The 23,136-nt window shown below is 41.9% G+C and carries 17 protein-coding genes and 3 pseudogenes; 14 read left to right on the top strand and 6 right to left on the bottom strand.

Going from position 1 to position 23,136, the window contains the following annotated elements; all coding sequences use genetic code 11:
- Positions 1-45: 45 nt before the first annotated feature.
- Positions 46-540, bottom strand: a pseudogene (locus F6J99_RS00280) (MBL fold metallo-hydrolase); the annotation flags it as partial.
- 32 nt (positions 541-572) lie between these two features.
- Positions 573-1,883, bottom strand: coding sequence for a transposase (locus tag F6J99_RS00275; protein WP_293111196.1), 1,311 nt, complete (start codon positions 1,881-1,883; stop codon positions 573-575).
- A gap of 58 nt (positions 1,884-1,941) precedes the next feature.
- Between F6J99_RS00275 and tnpA the strand changes: the two are divergent.
- A pseudogene (gene tnpA, locus F6J99_RS00270) lies at positions 1,942-2,369 on the top strand (IS200/IS605 family transposase).
- A 64-nt stretch (positions 2,370-2,433) separates the two neighbouring features.
- On the opposite strand, the pseudogene F6J99_RS00265 reads toward tnpA, so the two are convergent.
- Positions 2,434-2,637: pseudogene (locus tag F6J99_RS00265) on the bottom strand (MBL fold metallo-hydrolase); the annotation flags it as partial.
- A gap of 266 nt (positions 2,638-2,903) precedes the next feature.
- On the opposite strand from F6J99_RS00265, the gene F6J99_RS00260 reads away from it, so the two are divergent.
- The 4 genes from F6J99_RS00260 to F6J99_RS00245 all read left to right on the top strand — a co-directional run bounded on the left by F6J99_RS00260 (position 2,904) and on the right by F6J99_RS00245 (position 11,706).
- Entirely contained in the window at positions 2,904-3,989 is a 1,086-nt protein-coding gene (locus F6J99_RS00260) for an effector-associated domain EAD1-containing protein (RefSeq protein WP_293111194.1), read from the top strand.
- Between the two features lie 153 nt (positions 3,990-4,142).
- Positions 4,143-5,660: an effector-associated domain EAD1-containing protein gene (locus tag F6J99_RS00255; RefSeq protein WP_293111192.1), complete on the top strand. Its 1,518-nt coding sequence runs from the start codon at positions 4,143-4,145 to the stop codon at positions 5,658-5,660.
- Complete coding sequence (locus F6J99_RS00250; protein ID WP_293111190.1) at positions 5,657-6,628, top strand: MoxR family ATPase; 972 nt, start codon at positions 5,657-5,659, stop codon at positions 6,626-6,628. Before F6J99_RS00255 ends, F6J99_RS00250 begins: the two co-directional genes overlap by 4 nt.
- Before the next feature lie 5 nt (positions 6,629-6,633).
- Complete coding sequence (locus tag F6J99_RS00245) at positions 6,634-11,706, top strand: SAV_2336 N-terminal domain-related protein (RefSeq protein WP_293111188.1); 5,073 nt, start codon at positions 6,634-6,636, stop codon at positions 11,704-11,706.
- A 362-nt stretch (positions 11,707-12,068) separates the two neighbouring features.
- Here the strand turns inward: F6J99_RS00245 and F6J99_RS00240 are convergent, their stop codons facing one another.
- Positions 12,069-12,302, bottom strand: coding sequence for a hypothetical protein (locus tag F6J99_RS00240; protein ID WP_009149134.1), 234 nt, complete (start codon positions 12,300-12,302; stop codon positions 12,069-12,071).
- A gap of 335 nt (positions 12,303-12,637) precedes the next feature.
- Here F6J99_RS00240 and F6J99_RS00235 point away from each other — a divergent pair, with 335 nt between their 5' ends.
- The 4 genes from F6J99_RS00235 (at position 12,638) to F6J99_RS00220 (ending at position 15,437) form a co-directional block, all read left to right on the top strand.
- Complete coding sequence (locus F6J99_RS00235; RefSeq protein ID WP_293111186.1) at positions 12,638-13,189, top strand: Uma2 family endonuclease; 552 nt, start codon at positions 12,638-12,640, stop codon at positions 13,187-13,189.
- Between the two features lie 124 nt (positions 13,190-13,313).
- Entirely contained in the window at positions 13,314-14,192 is an 879-nt protein-coding gene (locus tag F6J99_RS00230) for an Rpn family recombination-promoting nuclease/putative transposase (protein ID WP_293111184.1), read from the top strand.
- Positions 14,193-14,294: 102 nt separating this feature from the next.
- On the top strand, positions 14,295-14,423 hold the full coding sequence (locus F6J99_RS00225) for a hypothetical protein (protein ID WP_293111182.1): 129 nt from the start codon (positions 14,295-14,297) through the stop codon (positions 14,421-14,423).
- An 87-nt stretch (positions 14,424-14,510) separates the two neighbouring features.
- Entirely contained in the window at positions 14,511-15,437 is a 927-nt protein-coding gene (locus F6J99_RS00220; RefSeq protein ID WP_293111180.1) for an Rpn family recombination-promoting nuclease/putative transposase, read from the top strand.
- Between the two features lie 85 nt (positions 15,438-15,522).
- On the opposite strand, the gene F6J99_RS00215 is transcribed toward F6J99_RS00220, so the two are convergent.
- Positions 15,523-16,956 (bottom strand): 16S rRNA (cytosine(967)-C(5))-methyltransferase, encoded by a 1,434-nt coding sequence (locus tag F6J99_RS00215; protein WP_293111178.1) that lies wholly within the window; start codon positions 16,954-16,956, stop codon positions 15,523-15,525.
- A gap of 116 nt (positions 16,957-17,072) precedes the next feature.
- Here F6J99_RS00215 and F6J99_RS00210 point away from each other — a divergent pair, with 116 nt between their 5' ends.
- The gene (locus F6J99_RS00210; protein ID WP_009149117.1) at positions 17,073-17,525 is read left to right on the top strand and encodes a SufE family protein; all 453 of its coding nucleotides are present in this window, start codon (positions 17,073-17,075) and stop codon (positions 17,523-17,525) included.
- Positions 17,526-18,229: 704 nt separating this feature from the next.
- The gene (locus F6J99_RS00205; RefSeq protein ID WP_293111176.1) at positions 18,230-18,448 is read left to right on the top strand and encodes a hypothetical protein; all 219 of its coding nucleotides are present in this window, start codon (positions 18,230-18,232) and stop codon (positions 18,446-18,448) included.
- An 88-nt stretch (positions 18,449-18,536) separates the two neighbouring features.
- Here F6J99_RS00205 and F6J99_RS00200 read toward each other — a convergent pair whose 3' ends face one another.
- Positions 18,537-19,274: a cation diffusion facilitator family transporter gene (locus F6J99_RS00200; RefSeq protein ID WP_293111174.1), complete on the bottom strand. Its 738-nt coding sequence runs from the start codon at positions 19,272-19,274 to the stop codon at positions 18,537-18,539.
- Between the two features lie 984 nt (positions 19,275-20,258).
- On the opposite strand from F6J99_RS00200, the gene F6J99_RS00195 reads away from it, so the two are divergent.
- The 3 genes from F6J99_RS00195 to F6J99_RS00185 form a co-directional block, all read left to right on the top strand.
- Positions 20,259-20,441, top strand: coding sequence for a hypothetical protein (locus F6J99_RS00195; RefSeq protein ID WP_293111172.1), 183 nt, complete (start codon positions 20,259-20,261; stop codon positions 20,439-20,441).
- 598 nt (positions 20,442-21,039) lie between these two features.
- Positions 21,040-22,548 carry a glycoside hydrolase family 9 protein gene (locus F6J99_RS00190; RefSeq protein ID WP_293111170.1) on the top strand — a complete coding sequence of 503 codons (1,509 nt, stop codon included), beginning with the start codon at positions 21,040-21,042 and terminating at the stop codon, positions 22,546-22,548.
- 163 nt (positions 22,549-22,711) lie between these two features.
- On the top strand, positions 22,712-23,136 hold a 425-nt coding region (locus F6J99_RS00185; RefSeq protein WP_293111168.1), incomplete at its 3' end, for a calcium-binding protein.

The raw sequence follows: 23,136 nt of genomic DNA, 5'->3' as shown, positions 1-23,136 counted from the left end.
GGGGAGCAACTGTCATATGTGCTGTATCCCTAGAGACCAGGCATCTTATACAACTTGTGGAAGTTGCCCACATTCTTCATTGGCTGGAACAGCTTCCATCATCTTTTTAGGATCTGGCAAATTGAGATTGTTCATAAACTCGATAAAGCTATTGCGATCCTTACCTACAAAACGAGGATTAAAACGCTTTTCTTCACCGATGGTGGATACAGTATGCCCTTTGTAGTCATGTCCTGGGTAAACCAATGTGTGATCCGGCAATGTAAACAGTCGCTGGGTGACGTTATCATAAAGTTTGCCGGCATCACCATTTTGGAAATCGGTTCTACCACAGCCTCGGATAAACAAGGCATCTCCTGTGAACAGGTGAGTCTGGTTTACCAAGTAGGCCATGTGGCTATCGGTATGACCGTGGGTTTCAATTGCCTTAATTTCTAAGCTGCCGACCTGTAAAACTTCACCATCTTTAACATGTCCATCTGCACAAGCAGCAGTTGCATTTTCTGGAACCATCCCCTTGCACCCAGTCAATTCTCGAATTGAACTCTCCCTGGTTTAAAAACACAGGGATTCTAAGCTGATTTCACTTCGCGGGTTAAAACCGCGCTCCGTGAAGTTGCTTCACGATACGATTTAGATAAAGAGTCCAATCTGTATCGTTGTGGCAGGTTCAAAGCTGCTCTACAGACCTTGGCTAGGGGAAACCCTAGCTGTGTCTCTACTTTTCTGAGGATGTTACCAGCCCCATTGCAATCGGCGTTAATCAAACTACCTTTGCTTGACAGATATTGTCCACGCTTTACTCTTTTTCCGCTTGCTGCCCACCCCTCAGGTTTTCCGCCGAGCACAGGTAGGAAGTCACGATCTAAAAAGCTAGCTTTACTGGTGTAACTCTCTTCGGTCTCAACAAATTTAATACCGTACTCAATGCACAGTTGTTCTATCCTACTTTTTAATTTAGCTGTAGGGATTTGTACAAACTGCTGGTTATTCTTTTTGCCAATGTTAATACTGTCTTTATTCCGCTTATTCCAGCCGAATACGATCGTACTGACTAAGTTTCTTTGGCACCAGTTAATAACCAATCTGGCAACCTTGTTCACGTTGTCACGCATCTGCCGGTTGCGCTTTTCAGTCAAAGATGCCAATTGTTCATCCCAGTAGTCTTGAGATTTACCTTTCTTTATCGCAGCTACACGCTTGTTGTACCACTGATTCTGGGATTTAGCTTTTTTGCCATCTATAATGAAAGATTTTCCCACATTAGAGACGCAAGTCAGCCAGTTATTGAGACCTGGATCGATCCCTAAGACATTGTTTGTTACTTCTACCGCTTCAGGAGCTGGCCTTTCGTAGACAAACTCTATATAAAAGCAACCATTTTTAGGAACAAAACGGTATTCTTTAATTGACTTGTGGTCTATGTTGGATGGCATGGGCAACAAGAAATGGTCGATGCCAAACCAAACTTTGATCTGTTTCCCTAAGGTAAATTTGAGTTGACCTTTTACTAGCTTTACCCACCGAGCGGGATAACTAACTACAGCCAGACCTCCCTTCTTGCGGTACTTTGGTACTCTAGGTTTGTCTGTCAACTGCCCTTTGTCGTACTTTTTCTTGAGGGCCTTGTAAGACTTAAAAGATTCAACAACTCCGTGCAGTGTTTGCTGAGCACAGGCAGACCTCATGGCTTTAAAGTGGACATTTGTCTTCATCACTTTGTCGAGATCAGCATTATTGAGGTATTTACCGTTCTTAAACAACATTTGACGGCAGTAATACAAACCGCAATTAGTCAGCTTATTGGCTTCTGAGCATATAAACTCTATAACTGCCTGATTCTCTGGCGTCGTAGTTATTAGGTGTTGCTGACATCCGTACATCTTATTACTTCCTCATTGTATATAGTATATATTGAATATACACCCGCTGTCAACGCCTATGACTACGATATCTGAAAATATTTTCAGGACGAATCCACACTCGGTGACATTGCTGAATTACCACTTCGTCTGGTGCCCTAAAAGGAGGAAATCTGTACTCATTGGAAAAATTAAAATGAGACTACAAGATATTATTTTTGACTTATGCACAGAAAACAACTGGCGACTGATCGCAAAGCGAGATAATGCCAGATCACGTTCACATGTTCTTGGAAGTCGATCCTACTTTTGCTCCGTCAGTAATAATCATGCATAGTAAAAGGGCGAGCTTCCCATTATCTTAGAAGAGAGTTCCCTGAATTGCTAAAACTCCCAACCCTTTGGTCTCCTAGTTATTTTTGCTCAACCACCGGAAACGCGCTTCACAGAAACCGTCAAAAGGTATATAGAGAATCAAAAAGGCAAATAACACAAAAGCCGGGATAAATCCCGGCTCGCTCCACGCCCACCCAATAAATTAGGTGGCTAACTCTCGCTCGTTAATTTTTTGTTTTCCAGTTCCAGTAATGTGATCGGCGTGAATGTGAGTTTCTAGACAAAATCTCAAGGTGAGACCGAGTTCTTGGATTAGCTGAGAATCACGCTCCACCTGCTCCAGAACAGGGTCAATCAGAACAGCCTCCTTTGTGCTGGAGTCAGCTACCAAATAGGTGTATGTCCAGGTGTCTTGATCAAACAGTTGACGAATTGACATCGCTGTCTGTCCTTAAGCTAACTTTTTTTACTGTAGTTAAGAATTTAAAGTGCTGTAGGTCAAAAACCCTAGTGTTGAGGGGACATATCCTTACCTACTATATTTTATAACTATATATTCATAAAATAGTAATGTCAAGATGCTGTTGTGTAAAAAACATTGATCAGAATTGCTATAAAATTTATAAGGTTAATTAGGTACAGAGTTTTTTTTGCCTCTTGTCTTTTCCTAAGGGATTCTGTTCACAACTCACATGTAAATGCTAAATGAAACTAACTGGACAGCAATATCAACAATTAACGAATGCTTTAATTGATGCATTTACCAATCAGCAAAGATTGGCTGAAGTAGTAAGATTCAGGTTTAATAAAAACCTGAATGCCATAGCAATGGGTAATGATTTACAAGCAATAGTGTTTAGGTTAATTGAAACCGCAGAAGCCGAAGGATGGGTTGATGAATTAATTCACCGTGCCCATCAATCAAATCCAGGTAACCCAAAGTTATTCGCCATTGCTCTGGAGTTGAATCTTGCTATTACTCTGCCTCACCCCCTATCCGCAAGAGGTGGATTAGAAAAACTTATTAAGAAAACCAATTCTTTTTTAGACGTAAATCGGTGGCGGGAGAAGTTAGGTCAAATTGAAGGGCAAGTCTGTCGTGTCGAAGTTACGAATAACGATAATAGTCCTGAATTTGGGACAGGTTTTCTGATTGCGCCCAATGTGGTTATTACTAATTTCCATGTGGTGGAATCGGTAATTTTAGAACAAGCAACGTCTAGCAATGTTATCCTGCGTTTTGACTACAAGCGGTTAGGGGATGGTAAAGTTATAAATCCTGGTACAGAGTATCGCTTAGTAGAGGATGACTGGTTAATTGATCAAAGTCCTTATACTAACAATCCATTACCAACCCCTGACGAATTGGATTATGCCTTGCTGAGAGTAGATGGAGTTCCTGGGGAAGAACCAATTGGGAAAAATCCCGATCCCAATTCTCCACAGCGCCAGTGGATTGAGTTACCACAAGAGCCTTATCAGTTTGTGCCCGATACTCCACTGTTTATCCTGCAGCATCCCAAGGCCGAACCTTTAAAATTAGCCTTTGACACCGAGGCTATTATTACTATTAATGACAATGGTACCATGGTTAAGTATAAAACCAATACCGAACCCGGTTCCTCTGGTTCTCCATGTTTTGATATTAACTGGAATTTAGTAGCGCTGCATCATAGTGGTGACCCAAGCTGGAATCCTAGTTATAATGCTGGTAGTCCTTTCAGTGCTATTTGTGCGCGGTTAGAGAAGCAAGGGTTATTGACAGATTTACGTAAGGGTGAAGTAATGTAGTGAATGCTTGTGCAAAGCTGTAAGCCAGCACCAGGTTGCCAAATACCAGTAAATAAAGGAAACTTCACGGAAGTAGGTATCATCAGGGTGTAGATACTTAATTGCAGTCAGAGTATTAAGTTCTATGTTTCACAAGTATTGAAGTAATCGTAAATGAATGGTGGAAATACCCCTGGTTATCTCCTCGCGCAGATAGAGTCAGCACTGTGTAGTGCTTTCCCTAGTGATGATGACTTAGCAAGGATGCTACGATATCAATTCAATATAAATCTTAATAAGCTTGTTATTGGTGGCAATTTGAATCAAATTGTTTATAATTTATTACTAGATTTTGATAATAAAAAGAAGTTAGGAAATTTAATTAATGGGGCCCTTAAAGAAAATTCAGATAATCCTGACTTAAAGGCAATCCAGATAAAGTTTAAGATTACGACTTGTTTACTCAAGATATTGCTTCCTTTAGAAAAAAAATTTATCAACCAAATGCAACAGGCTTATCAAGCTTGTTGTCCCGATGAATTTTTGGATGATTGGGAAGATGAACTCCCTGATACTTTATTTGAAATTCTAGGAAATTTAGATGATATACCTCAAGCAAATGAGGATGAAGAAATTATTGTAAAATTTGTCGCTCGTTTATTAGCAACTGGAGATATTCCTGACCAAACTGCTGATAAACTCAAGCAATGGATAAAAAAAAATCCTAATAACCCTTCTGATTTATTACCTAAGACTAGCAGTGACTCTCAAAATGATCAGCAAACAAACTTAGACGCACAACCTTATCTGCTTGTCAAGCTAGAATCCAGTAAGCAATATCACCAACAACGTCAAAGTTATCTAGTCGAGGCTTGGTTCATTGCTGACAGAAGTAATTATAATTACTTACGAAATCATCAAGACTGTAAAATTTTAAAGACTCCACAAAATGATGATAAATCTGAACAACATCTCTTCTCTATTGAAGACTTACCAAATTTAATATTGTTTTTGATAAAACAGTCTAAGTCAATTATAAACGAAGAGGTCAAGAGATTTTATCTTCAAGGAATAATTAAACTTTTTCATAAACCAATCATTGTATTTTTTTTACCTTATCAACTATTTAACTATGCATTTGAAAGAATTGAGACTGAAGATGATGATAATTCACCAATTCCTATTGGTAGCGAGTATTGTGTTATTTTTCGATCGGTTAAACGTTTGGAAAAAAAATATTATCAAGGCCAATGGTTAATAAAATGGAAACAGCTCCAAAATAATAATACAACTATATCCTGCTTAAATAATTTTGCTTTTAGTGATTGTGAGACTTGGGAAGAATTATATGCTGATTGGGAAGAAAAAAATGCGATAGGGGTAAAATTACATAAACCCCCATGTGAGCAGATATTGGGAATGATTGACCGAACGGCAATACCAGTTGTTTTATGGCTGAGGAAGAATGATTTTAAAACTATCAATTTTAAACAGGCTCTGGAGCAATTACTGAATTGTCAAATAAATGAGCTTCCTCAAAAGGTAAAACAACAACGGTTACAAGCTTTTCCCAAAGCAAAGAAGAAACAAGAACATATCGGACACCATATTGCTCTTTTGTGGGAAGACCCCTATCTACTACCACCCCAGAATGACCTACTACCACCCCAGAATGACGGTACAACGCCATGAATAATAAATCTTGGAAAATATTTCGCGGAACTCCCGAACAACCCCACAATGGCATTGAACGCCTTCCTGAGCCTCCTAGCTGGCGGAAATTTGACAGAAAAGAACGGGGTACAACCTATCAGACCAGGCCAGAGGAAATAGACTTAGTCAATGCAGCTTTATATCTGCGTCGTCCCTTATTAGTAACCGGAAAGCCAGGCACAGGAAAAACATCATTGGCCTATGCAGTTGCTCAAGAGTTACAATTAGGAGAAGTGTTACGTTGGAATATTACCACTCGCTCCCATTTACAGCAAGGACTTTATAGTTATGATGCCATTGGTAGATTACAAGATGCTCAAGGAAGCGGCAAGGATAATTTAGCGAAAATTGGTAAGTATATTCAATTGGGTCCCTTGGGAACAGCGTTACTATCTTCAACTAAGCCCAGGGTATTATTAATTGATGAAATGGATAAAAGCGATATTGATTTACCCAATGATTTATTGACTATTTTTGAAGAAGGAGAATTTGAAATCCCGGAATTAACACGAATCAGTGACAAGTTTCCAGGCATGGTTGTCAAAACCTGGGATAATAAAAGCACAGCCATCCGCAACGGAAAGGTGAACTGTAAAGCATTTCCATTTGTAGTTCTGACGAGTAACGGAGAGAGGGCATTTCCCCCAGCTTTTTTACGACGGTGTTTACGATTAGATTTACCGGAACCAACTCCTGACGAATTAGAAGCGATTGTCAAAGCTCATTTAGGGGATAGTATTGAACAAGCAGAACCGATTATTAAAACGTTTCTCAAGCGACGGCAGAAAGGAGACTTGGCTACAGACCAATTGCTCAATGCCATTTATATATTAACTAACACAGTTAATACAGACGATGATCCCATGGTTGACTCTCAAGACGAAGACAAAGACCAGAAAAAAGCAAAGTTAATTGACCGATTGCTGCAGTACCTCAGTAGTACCTAAGGGATATGCTTGAAGAAGCGATCGCTATTCTACAACAAGCAGGATTTGATTTAACTGCTCGGGAAATAGCAGAAATTTTCTGGTTGGCTGTTCATCTAGACCAGTCCATAGAGCAGTCAGAGGAAGCACAGCAGCCATTACCACAGCAGCCATCGCAATCATCAAGGGTATCCCAAGACCAATCACAGCAACCACAGCCGCCATCGCGACCATCAAGGGTATCCCAAGACCAATCACAGCAACCCCCAAATAAAACTCCAGATATCCAACCAGATACCGAAGAATCACCGTTAGCTGAAGTCAAAGAACCTGGTGCTGAGGTTGCTCTTGCCTCTTCCAAACCTAAAAAGACCAAACAAAGTGGAGAAGCAATTCCGATTAAAGTGCCAGCAGCGGTAGCATTGAGAAATAGTCTGGCGTTGGGACGGGCACTTCGTCCGTTAATGCGGAAAGTTCCATCTGCTACAGAAAAGATATTGGATGTAGAAGCTACTGTTTACCAAATTGCCGAATCAAAATCAAAGATTTGGCTGCCAGTTCTGAAACCCGCTTCCGAACGATGGTTAGAGTTAGCATTGGTGGTTGAAAAAACTAGTTCAACTGCGGTTTGGAAACAGACAATCATTGAACTGCAACATTTAGTCAAGCATCTTGGTGCATTTCGGGATGTACGCACGTGGGAATTAAGGATTACTAAAACAAAAGTAGACTTATTTCCTCAAACTAGCACGGGAGGTTATAATTCCACTCCCTATCCTCCCCGGGTATTAATTGATACCAATAAAAAACGTTTAATTCTCTTGGTGAGTGATTGTATTTCTGTGGCTTGGCGCACAAAATTAATTCATCCAGTGCTAGAGTTGTGGGGACGCAATGGTTTAGTGACTATCCTTCAGCTACTTCCTGAACGGCTTTGGGAACGCACGGCTTTAGGTTCAGAAATACCAGTAATACCAGTGAAACGGGATCCTCCTCGTCGTGAAGTTGTCAATGGTCAGTTGATTGTTAAACTTTGGGATGAAGATGACAGTAGGTCTATTCAGAATAAATCTTCCTCTGTCAATGTTCCCGTCGTTACGTTAGAACCCTACCCGCTACTGGCCTGGTCACAGGTAATAGCTGGTCAAGGAAATCTTACCACAGTGGGGTTTAATTTTGATGTATCCCAAGACCCCCAACCACAGAAAACAGCGGTAGATGGTAAACCCAGTCCCCAACTCGAAGCACCAGCATTAGTTAGTCGATTTCGTGCTACGGCTTCTCCTATGGCGCGTCGGTTAGCTGGATTAATGGCAGCTGCTCCGGTTAGTTTACCTGTAGTGCAACTAATTCAGCAAACCCTGCTACCAAAATCCGCACAAATTCATGTAGCGGAGGTGTTTATGAGTGGACTGCTCCAGTCTATAACCCCTGTATACCAAGATTCAAATCCCGATTATCCCGATTATATTGAGTACGAATTTAGGCGAGGGGTAAGGGAGTTATTAGTAGATTCTGTACCCATTAGTAAAACCCTTTCAGTTATTGATAAGGTATCTGAGTTTATTGCTAATCAATTAGGGTTATCAGTAAAGGACTTTGAAGCGTATTTACTTAAACCGGCAACTGCAAGTAATGATTGGTTAGAAGAAAAAATTCGTCCCTTTGCACAGATAAAGGCTGAAGTTTTAGGGCGATTAGGAGGGGAGTATGCTCGTTTGGCTGAACAACTGCTCAAAAATGAAGAGTTAGTAGAAGAAGACAATAGTGAGAATAATCAAACTGCTGCTAGTATATCAGAAAGTCCTACTTCATATCATCCTTCATCCGAAGACTATTTGCAATTCTTAGAGGAAGTATTGCAAGCAACTGACAACAGCAAAGGCGACCCCAAAGTTGTCTACCCACTCCTGGAAGCCAACCTAGATAAACTGGATGATAACTTGATCGATGTCCTGCAAACCTGGGCAAGTGATAGATTCTCAGAAGTGGAATCAGAAACAAAAGAAAGCATTGCTAGAGTTATTGAAAAATTAAGTAACCTGATCAGAGATTTTACTCTCGGTAATAAAGCCAGTAACATAGAAATCGCCATTGCTGGTTACGAACAGTTGCTAACAGTTTTTACCCGTGAAGCTTTTCCTGTTGATTGGGCAGAGACTCAAAACCATCTCGGTCTTGCTTACCGTAACCGAATCAAAGGTGAGAAAGCACAGAATATAGAAGAAGCGATCGCTTTTTGCCAACAGGCTCTTATAGTTTATACCTTTGAAGCATTTCCTATGGATTGGGCAACGACTCAAAACAATCTCGGTGTTGCTTACTTAGAAAGAATCAAAGGTGAGAAAGCACAGAATATAGAAGAGGCGATCGCTTGTTACCAACAGGCTCTTAGAGTCACAACCTTTGAGGCATTTCCTATTGAGTGGGCAACGACACAAACTAATCTCGGTCTTGCTTATCATGACCGAATCAAAGGTGAGAAAGCACAGAATATAGAAGAGGCGATCGCTTGTTGCCAACAGGCTCTTATAGTTTATACTTTTGAGGCATTTCCTATGGATTGGGCAATGACAATAAATAATCTCGGTCTTGCTTACAGTGACCGAATCAAAGGTGAGAAAGCACAGAATATAGAAGAAGCGATCGCTTGTTTACAACAGGCTCTTATAGTCAGAACCTTTGAGGCATTTCCTATGGATTGGGCAATGACACAAACTAATCTCGGTCTTGCTTACAGTGACCGAATCAAAGGTGAGAAAGCACAGAATATAGAAGAGGCGATCGCTTGTTACCACGAAGCTCTTATAGTTTATACCTTTGAGGCATTTCCTATGGATTGGGCAAGAACACAAACTAATCTCGGTAATGCTTACCGTAACCGAATCAAAGGTGAGAAAGCACAAAACCTAGAAAATGCGATCGCTTGTTACCAAAAGGCTCTTAGAGTTTATACCTATGAAGCATTTCCTATGGATTGGGCAACGACTCAAAACAATCTCGGTGTTGCTTACCGTAACCGAATCATAGGTGAGAAAGCACAGAATATAGAAGAAGCGATCGCTTATTGCCAACAGGCTCTTAGATTCAGAACCTTTGAGGCATTTCCTATGGATTGGGCACAGACTCAAACCAATCTCGGTAATGCTTACCGTAACCGAATCACAGGTCCCAAAGCACAAAACCTAGAAAATGCGATCGCTTACTACCAATCCGCTTTATCAGTTTACACCCGTGAAGATTTTCCCTATGAATGGGCATCGACTATAAAAAATCTCGGTAGTGCTTACTCTGACAGAATCACAGGTCCCAAAGCACAGAATCTAGAAGATGCGATCGCTTGCTACCAATTGGCTTTAGAAGTTCACACCCGTGAAGCTTTTCCCCGAGACTATCTAGATACTCTAAATAACCTGGCTTTCGCGTACCAAGATGCTCAAAATTTACCTAAAGCTTACAATGCTTTTGATGATGCCATTAAAACAGTAGAATACTTGCGCGAGGAAATGATTTTTGGTTCTGGAGTGGAAGAATACAAGACCAAACTAGCTGAAGAATGGAATAAAGTCTATCAAGGCATGGTGGAAGTCTGTTTAGAATTAGGTAATATCAGAGAAGCAATTGAATATGTTGAACGGAGCAAAACCCGCAATTTAGTTGAACAGATCCTCAGCCGTGACCTGAACACCATCTTTCCTCCAGATATTGTCACTCAATTAGAACAATACAGGGATAAAATAGCAGCAGGTCAATATCAAATCCAACATAGCAAAGCTGGCAATTCAACCGCCCTGGCACAACATCTCCAACAATTGCGACAGCAGCGGAATGATTTACGAGACCACTATTTACCTATTGGTTCTAGTTTTAACTTTCAGCAATTTCAGAACAATTTAGATGACCACACTGCCATTGTAGAGTTTTACATTACAGGGGATAAGCTGCTCACTTTCATCTTTACCCGCCAAACTCAACAGCCAATAGTTTTGCAATCTGCTCCACAAGACTTAGACGAATTGGTAAATTGGAGAAATGAATATCTTCAAAGCTACCACACCAATAAATCTGATTGGCAGAACGACCTGAGTAACCGCCTACAGTTGCTGAGTCAAATTCTTCATATTGATGACATCATTCAGCAAATTCCAAGAAATTGCGATCGCTTAATTTTAATCCCCCATTTGTATTTACATTTGTTTCCACTTCATGCTTTACCTATCAACAGTCAGCAGGGAGAAGGTAAATCTGGAATTCTAATGGATCACTTTCCAGCAGGAGTAAGTTATGCCCCTAGCTGTCAACTACTCCAACTGGTTCAAACCAGAAGACGTCCGGACTTTACTCACCTGTTTGCGGTTCAAAACCCCACAGGTGACTTAAGTTATACCAACATGGAAGTAGAAGTAATCAAAAGCTACTTCAATCCACCACCAGATACAGAGGTTCTTGTGGAATACGCTGCCACCAAAGCCGCCATAGATAGCAAACTGCTCAACACTTACCACTGCTTACATTTTAGCTGTCACGGTTACTTTAACCTTAACCAGCCTCAGAAATCCGCCTTAATCCTGGCAAATGTTCTCCATAGCCCTACACCGGCTGAACTCAATCCAGAACAACATCTACCTTTGGATAACGGTGAAGTGATTGACTTAGACAAATGCCTCACCTTAGATGACATCTTTGCCCTGAAATTAGACCAATGTCGCCTTGTCACTCTTTCTGCTTCCGAAACAGGATTAATAGATTACACCAACACCAGCGATGAATACATTAGTTTAGCCAGTGGTTTTATAGTTGCCGGTAGTCCAGCGGTAGTTAGTAGCTTGTGGACGGTAAACGAATTGTCTACAACGTTGTTGATGATTAAATTTTATCAGAATCTGCGAGAGCAGATGTCTTTAGCAGTTGCCCTTAATCGAGCGCAATTCTGGCTCCGGGATATTACCGTGTCTCAGTTGTTAGCCTGGAGTAAGCAGTTACCCATAAACAAATCTTCGATCAGAATGATTAAAGCATCACTGGATTTGTTTGAACCCGATGAGCAACCCTTCCAAAGCCCCTACTACTGGGGAGCATTCTTTTTAATTGGACAGTAAAATCATGATTTATGACAAGACTTAGGCCGAAAAAGGCAATAGGGTAAAGAGTGTAACAAACTCCCTACTCCCTACCAAATTATAACTCCTCTAACTATACCAATAAAAAAAATCGGTCAAGTTGTGGTTAACCCCAATACTTGACCGAATTCTATTGTGTAAGCCACCACAAATACAGCGGAGCTCAAATCTAGATACTGTTGATCAACGAATAAATTCCTCAGTGGTCAGTGGTCAGTGGTCAGTGGTCAGCTTTGTGGCACAGGCTTCCAGCCTGTGACCTAACCCATAAGCTGATAGCTTAAACATAACCTCCACAATTCCTGGTCGCCAGGGCGTCAAAACCCTGGCAAAACCCTATCCTAGTCTACATAGAAATATCGAATCAAAAACGTCATAACCTCACCAGGCTTTTCAGTAGGTTCTGGAGTGCTCCACTCGTCGGGATAGGCGTATTTCAGGCCATAGATGGCATTAATCGTATTCCGAACTTGTTCAGGAGAACCGATCAAAACGTACTTGACTTTCTTAGGTTTACGACCAGGGTTTTCAGGAGTTTGATTGTCATCGGAGTTAGGCGGAATGTTTTTTGTCATGCTCAACAGTATCCTTAAATGGTGTATATTATTAATATATAAATAAATTAATCAATAGTCAAGGGGTTTAGGAATTTTTTTTTATTACGAAATTTAAAATTGCTATAATAGTAAATAGGGCATAAATAAGAGAGTAATGTGGTTAGTATGGGTAGGGTATTTAGTGTAGCAATCAAAAAATATATTAGATTTTTTGCCTAATTCAAAAAGCGATAATCCCTACTCCCTGCTCCCTGCTCCCTGCTCCCTGCTCCCTGCTCCCTACTCCCTACTCCCTACTCCCTACTCCCTACTCCCTACTCCCTAAAAAAAACTGTAGATGGAGGATTTTAATAATGCCTAATTTAACGGTCAAAGATTTAGAAACGCTGCAAGCACAGCATCCTGATTATCGGATGGAATTAATAGAGGGAGAAATTATTTTTATGAGTCCTTCAGGGTTAGAATCCGATGAAGTAGCAATAGAAATCGCTGCTCAACTTCGTAACTGGGTAAGACCCTGCAAATTAGGAAGAGTTTCTGGTTCTAGTGGTGGTTTTCGCTTACCCAATAAAGATGGGGATGTTCGCGCCCCGGATGCGTCTTTTATCTTAGCTGAACGTCTACCTCGCACTACAGAAGATTACGCCGAATTAGTCCCTGATTTGACATTTGAGGTTAAATCTAAGAGCGATAGCCTACCAAAATTGCGCCAGAAGATACAGCAATTTCTGGAATTGGGAACTACAGTTGGGGTATTAGTGGATCCGAGAACTCGCACCATGGAAGTTTATCGCCTCAATCAGGATAAAGTTGTGCTGGGGGATGGGGATGTGCTGCAAGTACCAGAATTGCTTCCTGGTTGGGAATTACCTATTGTTGAAGTGTGGGCACCGGAGTTTGATTGAGTATAGACAAGGGAATAGGGAATAGGGAATAGGGAACAGGCAATAGGCAATAGGCAAGAGTGAGAAAATAATGTGTACCTCATAGCTATGAGAAACGGTATAAACTTCGTAAAGGTGTAAAACCATGAGATTTATCAGCCCTAAAACTGACTTTGCTTTCAAGAAAATCTTTGGCTCAGATCAGAGTAAAGATATTCTGATTTCCTTCCTAAATGCCATGATATACTCCGGTAAGTCAGTCATCCAGGATTTAGAAATCCTTGATTCCTATAGTGACGAGTATTTGGTAAATTTCAAAGATACTTATCTGGATGTTAAGGCAGTATTAGAGGATGAAACAACTGTCCTGATTGAAGTGCAAATCTGGAATGTAAAGGATTTCGAGAAGCGAGTGGTTTATAACTTGAGCCAAACCTATGGAAATCAACTTAAATCGGGAAAGAAATATTTCGATATCAATCCAGTCATTGCTTTAACCATCACGGATTTTAAGTTATTCCCCTCAACCGAAAAAGTCATTAGCTGTTTTTACTTTCAAGAGGAAGAAGACCACTTGCCTTATCAGGAGAACGAGTTAAAGCTGGTGTTTGTGGAACTACCCAAATTTACTAAGCAACTGGAAGAATTGGAAAGTGTGATAGATAAGTGGATCTTTTTTATCAAAGAAGCGCCTAACTTAGAAATTATTCCTGACCAGCTCAAAGAAATCCCACAGCTAGAAAAAGCTTTAACTATAGCGAATCAAGCGGGGTTGAGTGAGTCAGAATTGGAAAAGATTTGGAAACAGGAAATGGCCTTGTGGGACTGGCGAGGTGCATTGAATTTTGCGAAAAGGGAAGGACGAGAAGAAGGACGACAAGAAAGAAGGCTAGAAGGACGAGAACAAGGTAGACTTGAAGGAAAATACCAGATTGCTAAACAGATGAAGGCCGCTGGGTTACCCCTGAGTGATATTGCTCAATATACGGGGTTGAGTATCGATGAAATTAATCAGTTGTCCTAACAGATTAATAAAAAGTTCAAAAAAATACCAATTAACGTAGGGTGGGCAAAATAGTATAATCATTAATAATAAAAAAAAAACTGTGTCTTGATGCAGTCGCTCATGATGGAAACCCCCAAGACCGCGCTGCATCGCTTTTTGCCCACCCTACAAGCTCTGATGGTGCGTTACGGGGCGGGCTGTTTCAAGCAGGAACGAAGAGGCGGAAAATTAGGGCTAGCCCGCCCCTAACGCACCCTACGCAACTCCCTACTCCCTACTCCCTACTCCCTATTCCCTATTCCCTGCTCCCTGTTCCCTATATAAACCTGTAAAACCATGAGATTCATCAGCCCGAAAACTGACTTTGCTTTCAAGAAAATCTTTGGCTCAGATCAGAGTAAGGATATTCTGATTTCCTTTCTCAATGCCATGATATACTCTGGTAATTCCGTCATCCAGGATTTAGAAATTATTGACCCTTATAGCGCCGGGGATGTAGTAGATTTAAAAGACACTTATCTAGATGTGAAGGCAGTATTAGAAGATAAAACGACTGTCATCATTGAGATGCAACTCTGGAATGTGGAGGCTTTCGAGAAGCGAGTGGTTTATAACTTGTGCAAAACCTATGGAAATCAACTTAAATCGGGACAGGGATATTTCGATCTCAATCCGGTCATTGCTTTAACCATCACGGATTTTAAGTTATTCCCCTCAACCGAAAAAGTCATTAGCTGTTTTTACTTTCAAGAGGAAGAAGACCACTTGCCTTATCAGGAAAATGAATTAAAGTTGGTGTTTGTGGAACTCCCTAAATTTACTAAGCAACTGGAAGACTTGGAAAGTGTGATCGATAAGTGGATCTTTTTTATCAAAGAAGCACCCAACTTAGAAATCATTCCTGACCAGCTCAAAGAAATCCCACAGCTAGAAAAAGCTTTAACTATAGCGAATCAAGCGGGGTTTAGTGTCTCAGAAGTGGAAAAACTCCGCAAACAGGAGATGGCCTTGGAGGACGCGCGACGTGCATGGAGTTTCGCGAAAAGGGAAGGACGAGAACAAGGACGAGAAGAAGGCAGACTAGAAGGGAAAAGAAATTTACTATTGGGACTGCTTGAGAGCCGTTTTGGACAACTAACCAGGAATGCGATCGCATTAATCGAAGCCTTGACCAACCAAGACCTAGACCGTTTATCAAAAGCCATCTGGGATTTTAACACCAGTGAGGACTTACTCAACTGGCTGCAAGAGCACTCTAACTAAAGGTAGCTATAGGGTAACTAAATCAATTGTGATAATTTTTGTTCCCTACTCCCTACTCCCTACTCCCTACTCCCTACTCCCTTGGCTATACCATTCGTTTCAACCGCACCATAAAAAAACCATCCATCTGGTCTCGATAGGGCACAACTTTCAGCCAACCTTCCGGTGTTGAAAACCCCTTAAGAAAGGAAAGAGTAGGGGGTTCAATTTGCCACTGAGAATGACCTTCCAGAAACCATTGTATTACCGCCTCATTTTCTTTAGGATTTAAGGTACAGGTAGCATAGACTAACACACCTCCGGACTTGACCCAAGTTGCGGTATGCTCTAACAATTCTTTTTGCAAAACAGTAAGTTCCTGGACTTTTTCTGGAGTCATGCGCCAACGAATATCAGGACGTCGGTGAAGGGTACCATTACCCGAACAGGGAGCATCTAATAACACAGCATTAGCGATGTTAGTAAATTCAGGTAAATCCCGACTATCACCAGTACTGATCTGAATCGATTGTAATTGTAACCGTTCGGCATTCTGTTGGACTTTTTTGAGGCGGGAAGCTGAGCGATCGCATGCCCAAATCTTGCCCTGATCTGCCATTAATTCCGCAATATGAGTTGTCTTGCCCCCCGGTGCAGCACAGGCATCAATCACCACATCACCAGGTTGAGGGTCCAGCAGATAACTGACCAGCTGGGCACTACAATCTTGAACAGTCCACCAACCTTCCTTAAATCCCGGTAGCTCTTGAATGGCACCAACACCACCCACAACCCGCAGTGCTTGGGGGAGCTGAGCTGGGTTGCTGAACATAGGGATAATCTCACCATTCTCCTCGTCCTGGTGCGAGACCAAGGGAGGTACCCGCTGAATAGCCAGTTCAGCAGATTGCATCCCTGCCTCCACGTCCTCCATGGACACCTTGAGGGGATTTACCCGTAAGTCAATGGTAGGAGATTGGTTAAACCATTGACACAGCTGTTCTGTTTCCTCTGCTCCCAGCTGTTGTAACCACAGCTCGATCATCCAATCGGGAAAACTGTGTAAAATGCCCAAACGCTCGATATCCCCTTCTGGCAACTGCAAAGGGTCAGGGGAATTGGCAGCTAAACGGGCATAGTTTCGTAGTAAACCATTAACCACCCCTGCCAGTCCTTTGAAACCATTGTTCTTCGCTAGCTCAACCGTGGTATTGACCGCTGCTGAAGCAGGAATTCGGCCTTGATAGCGCAGCTGATATAGTCCAAGGTGAAGTATAGTGCGCAAATCTGGAGGTTGTTGATTCGCTTTCTTTTTGCCCAACTGGTCAAGTAGAGCATCCAGAGTGCGCTGTCGTCGGACACTACCATAAACTAATTCTGTCACTAAGCCCCGATCAACACCAGTTAACTGAGCAGTGTGTAGCACTCGATTCAGGGCAATATCAGCAAAAGCACCCCGCCGATGAATATCCCGGAGGGCTAGGAATGCTAACTGGCGAGGATTTTGTTTATCAAAGGTTGACGATTTATCTTGGCTCACAAACTCTGTGCTCCTCTGGGTCTTACCTGATCAGCTAATATGCATTTATAGCAGTTATCAATTCGGTATTGATAACTGCTATAAATAAAATGGTTAATCCTTTTTAAACATTGGGTATGTCAGCCACCTCAAGCCCTTTACCAGAAGCTCTTGCTCGGATTGTAGAACGTTTTCAGCGGCGCAAAGACCCCAAGCAACGGTATCAGCAGTTGCTGTGGTACGCCAAGAAGCTTCAGGCAATGCCAGAAACCGATAAAGTACCAGAAAACAAAGTTCCTGGCTGCGTGTCCCAGGTTTATATCACCGCTAACTTGGATGATGGCAAAGTCTTGTATCAGGGAGACTCAGATGCCCAATTGGTTAAAGGATTAGTGGCGTTGTTAATTGAAGGCTTGAATGGACTGACGCCAACAGAGATTGTCAACCTATCTCCTGACTTTATTCAAGACATCGGATTGAATGCTAGTTTAACCCCTTCTCGCGCTAATGGATTTTACAACATTTTCCAGACCATGAAGAAAAAGGCTCTGGGATATCAGTTGGGAATGTCTTCGAGAGAATTAAATTGAGACTATCCCACATAGAACTGATAGATTAGTTGAGACAAAATTGAACAAAAAAAATCCCCAGCCGGTAGCTGAGGGATTAGTCAGGGTGCATCTACTATTTCTTAATCCTTCATGACTCTGTCTCGATCCGGAAGAAATTAGAAACCCTTACCCATTGATAAAAGATAGACAAAATTGAACAAAAAAAAATCCCTAGCGGGTAGCTGAGGGATTAGTCAGGGTGCATCTACTATTTCTTAATCCTTCATGACTCTGTCTCGATCCGGAAGAATTTAGAAACCCTTAGGCCAAGGAGACAGCCCAGATGGCTATCCCACATATAACTAATAGATAACTTGAGACAAAATTAAACAAAAAAAATCCCCAGCGGGTAGCTGAGGGATTAGTCAGGGTGCATCTACTATTTCTTAATCCTTCATGACTCTGTCTCGATCCGGAAGAAATTAAAAACGCTTATGCCAAGGAGACAGCCAAGATGGCTATCCCACATATAACTAATAGATAACTTGAGACAAAATTGAACAAAAAAAAATCCCCAGCGAGTAGCTGAGGGATCAGTCAGGGTGCATCTACTATTTCTTAATCCTTCATGGCCCTGTCTCGATCCGGAAGAAATTAGAAATGGGTAGGCCAAATCAGAAGCCAAGTTGTGGAACCGTTTGACCCTGAGGTAAAAAACCTACCCCTTTCAGCTACACTTCCGTGTGTCTCGTTGCCAAGACCAGAAGCAGAGACAGGGGCGAATTGCAGCGGCAGTCAGCTTCTGTAGTTTAGGTATTATTTCCGGGTTAGTTGGTATTAGTGCTAGGCTTTGGACTCCCCATTGGGTCAGCAACTTAGCAGGATTATCCAACTATCGGGACTTCGATGGCATAATTTATGCGATCGCACTCTGGTTTAGTAGTGGTTGTATCATTAGCTGACCGCTGACCGCTGACCGCTGACCACTAAATGGTTACCTAAAAATTACCGAAAACTATCATTTCAAAATCAATAGCTCTCCAGTAATTTTCAATCCTCTTTGAGTTTTATCAAAGACACTAAATCGGTCTTTCCTAACTCTAGCCAGCCTAACTCATGAGGGGGGGGTTCTATCGCCCTCCTCCTAGTTAGTTGCAGGGTTTGCCCCAGCAGCGGAAGATTACTTAAGCCAATTAAAATAGCTACACTAAAGCTGATGATCGCATCCGCCTGAGGCCAGTTGAAAATTCCAACCGCCAAAGCAGCTATTATAGTGCCGATTGAGCCAACTACGTCTGCCAGTACATGCAAAAATGCACCACGCAGATTGAGGTCTTGCTCAGTATTTTCCCCTAGCCAATAGAGGTTAATGCTGTTGATCACTACGCCAATTAAGGCAGTGACTAGCATCGGCAAACTGAGGATTTCCTCAGGTGTCCCTTGCAGATGGGCGATCGCTTCTCGCCCAATCCATACAGACATAGCCACTAGACCGATACTATTGATCAGACCAGCCAAAACCTCAATTGGTTGATTGCTCATTTGCTTTCGAGACTTCGAGGAGCCTTGAGCCAGCCATGCAGCAAGCAAAGCAATACTCATTGCTACAATATCTGCCAGCATGTGAGCCGAATCAGCTTTGAGAGTTAAACTGTGGCTAACAAAGCCGACAACCATTTCGAGTACAGCAAAGATTGTGATTAAGATGATCACTCTCTTCAACCGCTGAACCTTACCCAGAGATACGCTGGTCTGGCACAAACAACCTAATCTGTTGCAATTGAGCATAGTTTAAATTACTTTGGTTAGTCAACTGGGAAAATAGTCTTGCCTCTGAAAATAGTTTCCTGCACCTTGATATCAATGATATCCATTGGCTCAACGTCCAGAGGATTGTCATAAATACTCACAAAATAGAATTTTTTTTCATAGATATTTCCATGATTAAATTTTATTTAGATAGAGAAAATAGTTTCCTAATACAACATAAGTAAATCTGAGTAAAAACTTGTTATCACAAGTTTAATCAATGTCTATAACACTAATCTTATACTGTTGTCAAGGCAATGAAAATTTTAAACAATATGAGCCTTAAATACCATATAGCAAAACCTATTTTATTGTCAAAATTTAGCTTTATTTAAAAATTGCATTTTAAGGAATTATATTTGAGATAGTACCAAAGTCTATCAACGCTTCTTGATGCAAAGCGCGAGTGGGGGAAACCCCCGCATGAAGGCGCTGCATCGCTTTACTATGCTTAACGTACCGCCGTTTAAGTGACCTCAACAAGTTGATAAGATCACAACTTTATTGATTAAATTTTCACAACTTTATTGTATTACACACATATTACAAACTAGGCGACTCAGTAGGTAAGACACCGTCATATGAACAACTAAGGGACTTGCGTGTAAAAAAAAATACCAATTCAAGTAGGGTGGGCAAAGTAATATTATCTAGAAGACTCATTTGAACCAAACTGTGTCTTGATGCAAAGCGCGAGTGGGGGAAACCCCCGCATGAAGGCGCTGCATCGCTTTTTGCCCACCCTACAAACTCCCAAATTAGTTTTTTAAGTTTTTTAAGGTTTTTATCCTATTTATACTTTTTGTATTATTACAAAAGGAAGGAGCCAGAAGCCAGCGCGAAGATTCGACAACTGGCGCTGGCTTCTGGCTCCTTCCCTTAGACTTCCTTCTAGAGAATTTTGAGGAAATGCCGGAAAAACTCCAAAATTTCCTCTGTCCCCCAGATTAACCAGATGGGGAGATGGGGAGATGGGGAGATGGGGAGATACCGAAAAGTAGGGCAAGAGCCAAGAGGCAAGAGTTAATAAAGTATAGCGCTGCATCACTGCTCCCTGTTCCGGTGATCCGCTGTTCCCTGATCCGAAGTTCCCTGTTCCCTGGTAAGCATTCAGCCGTCAGTGGTCAGTGGTCAGTGGTCAGCTGATTGTATTCAAAAGCTATTCGTAAAGTAGCGTGCCCATAGCCCATAAGCTAATGGCTGAAAGCTGAACGCGCACCCGTGTGCGTAGCACATAAGCTGACAGCTGATAACTGATAGCTGATAGCTGAATACTTACGTTCCCTGTTCCCTATAAAAATGTACCTCACCTAATTTAAAACTGATTAGTTCAAGATACTGTGTGTTAGGCATTTTAATTCTTTACTAAAAATTAACAATATCTTCTAATTTTCTTTAACACTAATATCTTGACAGTTGTAAACTAGTATTAGCTATCGTTACCAAATAAAACTATTTCGGTGTCGCCATTGAGAGTAATACTACTCAAATTTAAAGTGCCTTTGTAAATCAAATAGAATGACCTATTATCTCCTTTATTGACGGAGACTTAGAGACTAGTTCTTTTTCCCTTTATTACACAGGTATGATTTACCCTGTTTCGTTATTTTTATAGTCACAAACAAAAGAATAAAGCACAATAAATGGTAATGTGACCTGTTTTATTTTTCCAGTAGTAAACAGGGGTGATTTGACTTGATTGGTTCTCAACAATTACTAAAAACTTACTAAATTTTAATTACTAATGAATGCATCTACTCCTGTTAAAATAAACCCATCCAATGGAAATGGTGAGACTGTACCTAGTATCATCAGCAGCAATTTATCAACCAATGTATCAACACAGTTTAACTATGGTGACGCTGTCGAAAAGTCCTTCTTATTTTATGAAGCTCAGCGCTCTGGTAAACTTCCAGAGGACAATCGCATCCGATGGCGCGGGGATTCTGGCCTCAACGATGGTGCTGATGTAGGAGTTGACCTCACTGGCGGTTATTACGATGCTGGGGACCACGTCAAGTTCGGCTTCCCCATGGCTGCTGCCATGACTATGCTAGCTTGGGGGGCAATCGAATATCAAGATGCCTACCAGCAAATGGGTCAATGGGATGAGGCGTTGGATGCCATTAAGTGGGGTACCGATTACATACTCAAAGCCCACATCACAGACAGTAACGGTCAAACCCAAGAGTTCTGGGGACAGGTGGGATCCGGTGAAATCGACCACAGCGTCTGGGCACCGCCGGAAACCATGACCATGGCGCGACCAGCGTTCAAAATTGATCCTTTAAATCCAGGTTCTGACCTAGCTGGTGAATCCGCTGCGGCCTTAGCTGCTGCCTCAATTGCCTTCCAATCCACAAACAGCAGCTACGCTAATGAACTACTCACAAACGCCAAAGCCCTATTTGACTTTGCCGAGACCTATCAGGGTAACTACTCTGACTCTATCGCCGATGCTGCTATTTTCTACAATTCTTGGAGTGGCTACGAAGACGAACTAGCCTGGTCTGCAAGTTGGCTGTACAAAGCAACCGGTGACCAGACCTACTTGGATAAAGCCGAAAGTTACTATCTAGGTATTGATCCGACTCAGACTCAATCCTGGGATCAAAAAGTCTATGGTACTGGCATCCTCCTTGCTCAGGAAACTGACCAGGATAGGTACCGTATCGAAGTAGAACGCTGGCTGGACTACTGGAGTGACGACAGTGGTGAAGGGATCGAATATACTGAGGGTGGACTAGCTTGGTTCAATGACTGGGGTTCCCTACGATATGCTGCCAATACCGCTTTCCTTGCTGGTATTTATAGTGATACCGTTAATGATGGTAATGGTCGTTACTCCGATTTCGCAGCTGATCAAATTGACTACATTCTTGGGGATAATCCCAATAATTTCAGTTATGTCGTGGGTTTTGGCCACAATTCTCCCAAGAATCCCCACCATCGTGGAGCCCATGGTTCCACCACCAATGACATCGAATCACCAACGGACAACCTCAACATTCTCTATGGTGCATTGGTAGGTGGTCCCTCTGAACCAGACGATAATGCCTATGTCGATGATCGAACTAACTATGCCATTAATGAAGTCGCTCTTGACTACAACGCTGGCTTCACTGGTGCTCTTGCCCGTATGTACCGTGAACAGAATCAACTCAGTCTGGGTTCTAACCTTGAACCAGTAGTGTCTACAGTAGATCCAATCACTGACTCCATCATGGAACTGTCTCCTGCCGGGGAATTCTAAACCGTTTATTACCAGGTTTTTCCATTATTTTAGTATACATATACACAAAGTTAACTTCTAGGGAAAAAAAAATATTAGGCTTCTTGCATAATTATCCAAACAGAGGTGGATAGCTCTTATAGATACCTAATTACAACCTCTCAAAAATTTAGGAGCAACTTTCATGAGTACATTAATCGGCGGTCCAGGTAATGACTTTCTAGTAGGAGACAACAATGATGATAACCTGATCGGGGGTGCTGGCAATGACACCTTACTAGGTTTGGGTGGCAATGACCTTCTTGATGGGGGTGCTGACCATGACACCCTAGCAGGGGCTGCTGGGGAAGATGTACTTGATGGCAGAGCTGGCAATGATTTATTAAGCGGTGGTGATGGTATTGATCTTCTAGATGGTGGTGAAGGCAATGATACCCTGATTGGCGATCGCGGTGATGACAATATTAATGGCGCAAATGGTAATGACCGACTGATTTGGAATAACGGTGATGGCAGCGATATCATGGAAGGGGGTGCTGGCTTTGATGTGGTAGAAGTCAATGGCGCAAATGGTGCCGGAGATAACTTTGCCCTCAACCCCTTTGGTCC

Source organism: Moorena sp. SIO4G3 (assembly GCF_010692305.1).
In the GTDB taxonomy this organism is placed as follows: Bacteria; Cyanobacteriota; Cyanobacteriia; order Cyanobacteriales; family Coleofasciculaceae; genus Moorena; species Moorena producens_A.
This window is presented reverse-complemented; position numbering and strand designations above follow the sequence as displayed.

Bases quoted from the DNA above. Each gene is read 5' to 3' on its own strand.
- F6J99_RS00220 (WP_293111180.1), top strand. From the start codon at position 14,511: ATGAGATTCATCAGCCCGAAAACTGACTTTGCTTTCAAGAAAATCTTT.
- F6J99_RS00195 (WP_293111172.1), top strand. From the start codon at position 20,259: ATGGGGAGATGGGGAGATGGGGAGATACCGAAAAGTAGGGCAAGAGCC.
- F6J99_RS00255 (WP_293111192.1), top strand. From the start codon at position 4,143: ATGAATGGTGGAAATACCCCTGGTTATCTCCTCGCGCAGATAGAGTCA.
- F6J99_RS00210 (WP_009149117.1), top strand. From the start codon at position 17,073: ATGTCAGCCACCTCAAGCCCTTTACCAGAAGCTCTTGCTCGGATTGTA.
- F6J99_RS00245 (WP_293111188.1), top strand. From the start codon at position 6,634: ATGCTTGAAGAAGCGATCGCTATTCTACAACAAGCAGGATTTGATTTA.
- F6J99_RS00235 (WP_293111186.1), top strand. From the start codon at position 12,638: ATGCCTAATTTAACGGTCAAAGATTTAGAAACGCTGCAAGCACAGCAT.
- F6J99_RS00225 (WP_293111182.1), top strand. From the start codon at position 14,295: ATGATGGAAACCCCCAAGACCGCGCTGCATCGCTTTTTGCCCACCCTA.
- F6J99_RS00190 (WP_293111170.1), top strand. From the start codon at position 21,040: ATGAATGCATCTACTCCTGTTAAAATAAACCCATCCAATGGAAATGGT.
- F6J99_RS00250 (WP_293111190.1), top strand. From the start codon at position 5,657: ATGAATAATAAATCTTGGAAAATATTTCGCGGAACTCCCGAACAACCC.
- F6J99_RS00200 (WP_293111174.1), bottom strand. From the start codon at position 19,274: ATGCTCAATTGCAACAGATTAGGTTGTTTGTGCCAGACCAGCGTATCT.
- F6J99_RS00260 (WP_293111194.1), top strand. From the start codon at position 2,904: ATGAAACTAACTGGACAGCAATATCAACAATTAACGAATGCTTTAATT.
- F6J99_RS00240 (WP_009149134.1), bottom strand. From the start codon at position 12,302: ATGACAAAAAACATTCCGCCTAACTCCGATGACAATCAAACTCCTGAA.
- F6J99_RS00275 (WP_293111196.1), bottom strand. From the start codon at position 1,883: ATGTACGGATGTCAGCAACACCTAATAACTACGACGCCAGAGAATCAG.
- F6J99_RS00230 (WP_293111184.1), top strand. From the start codon at position 13,314: ATGAGATTTATCAGCCCTAAAACTGACTTTGCTTTCAAGAAAATCTTT.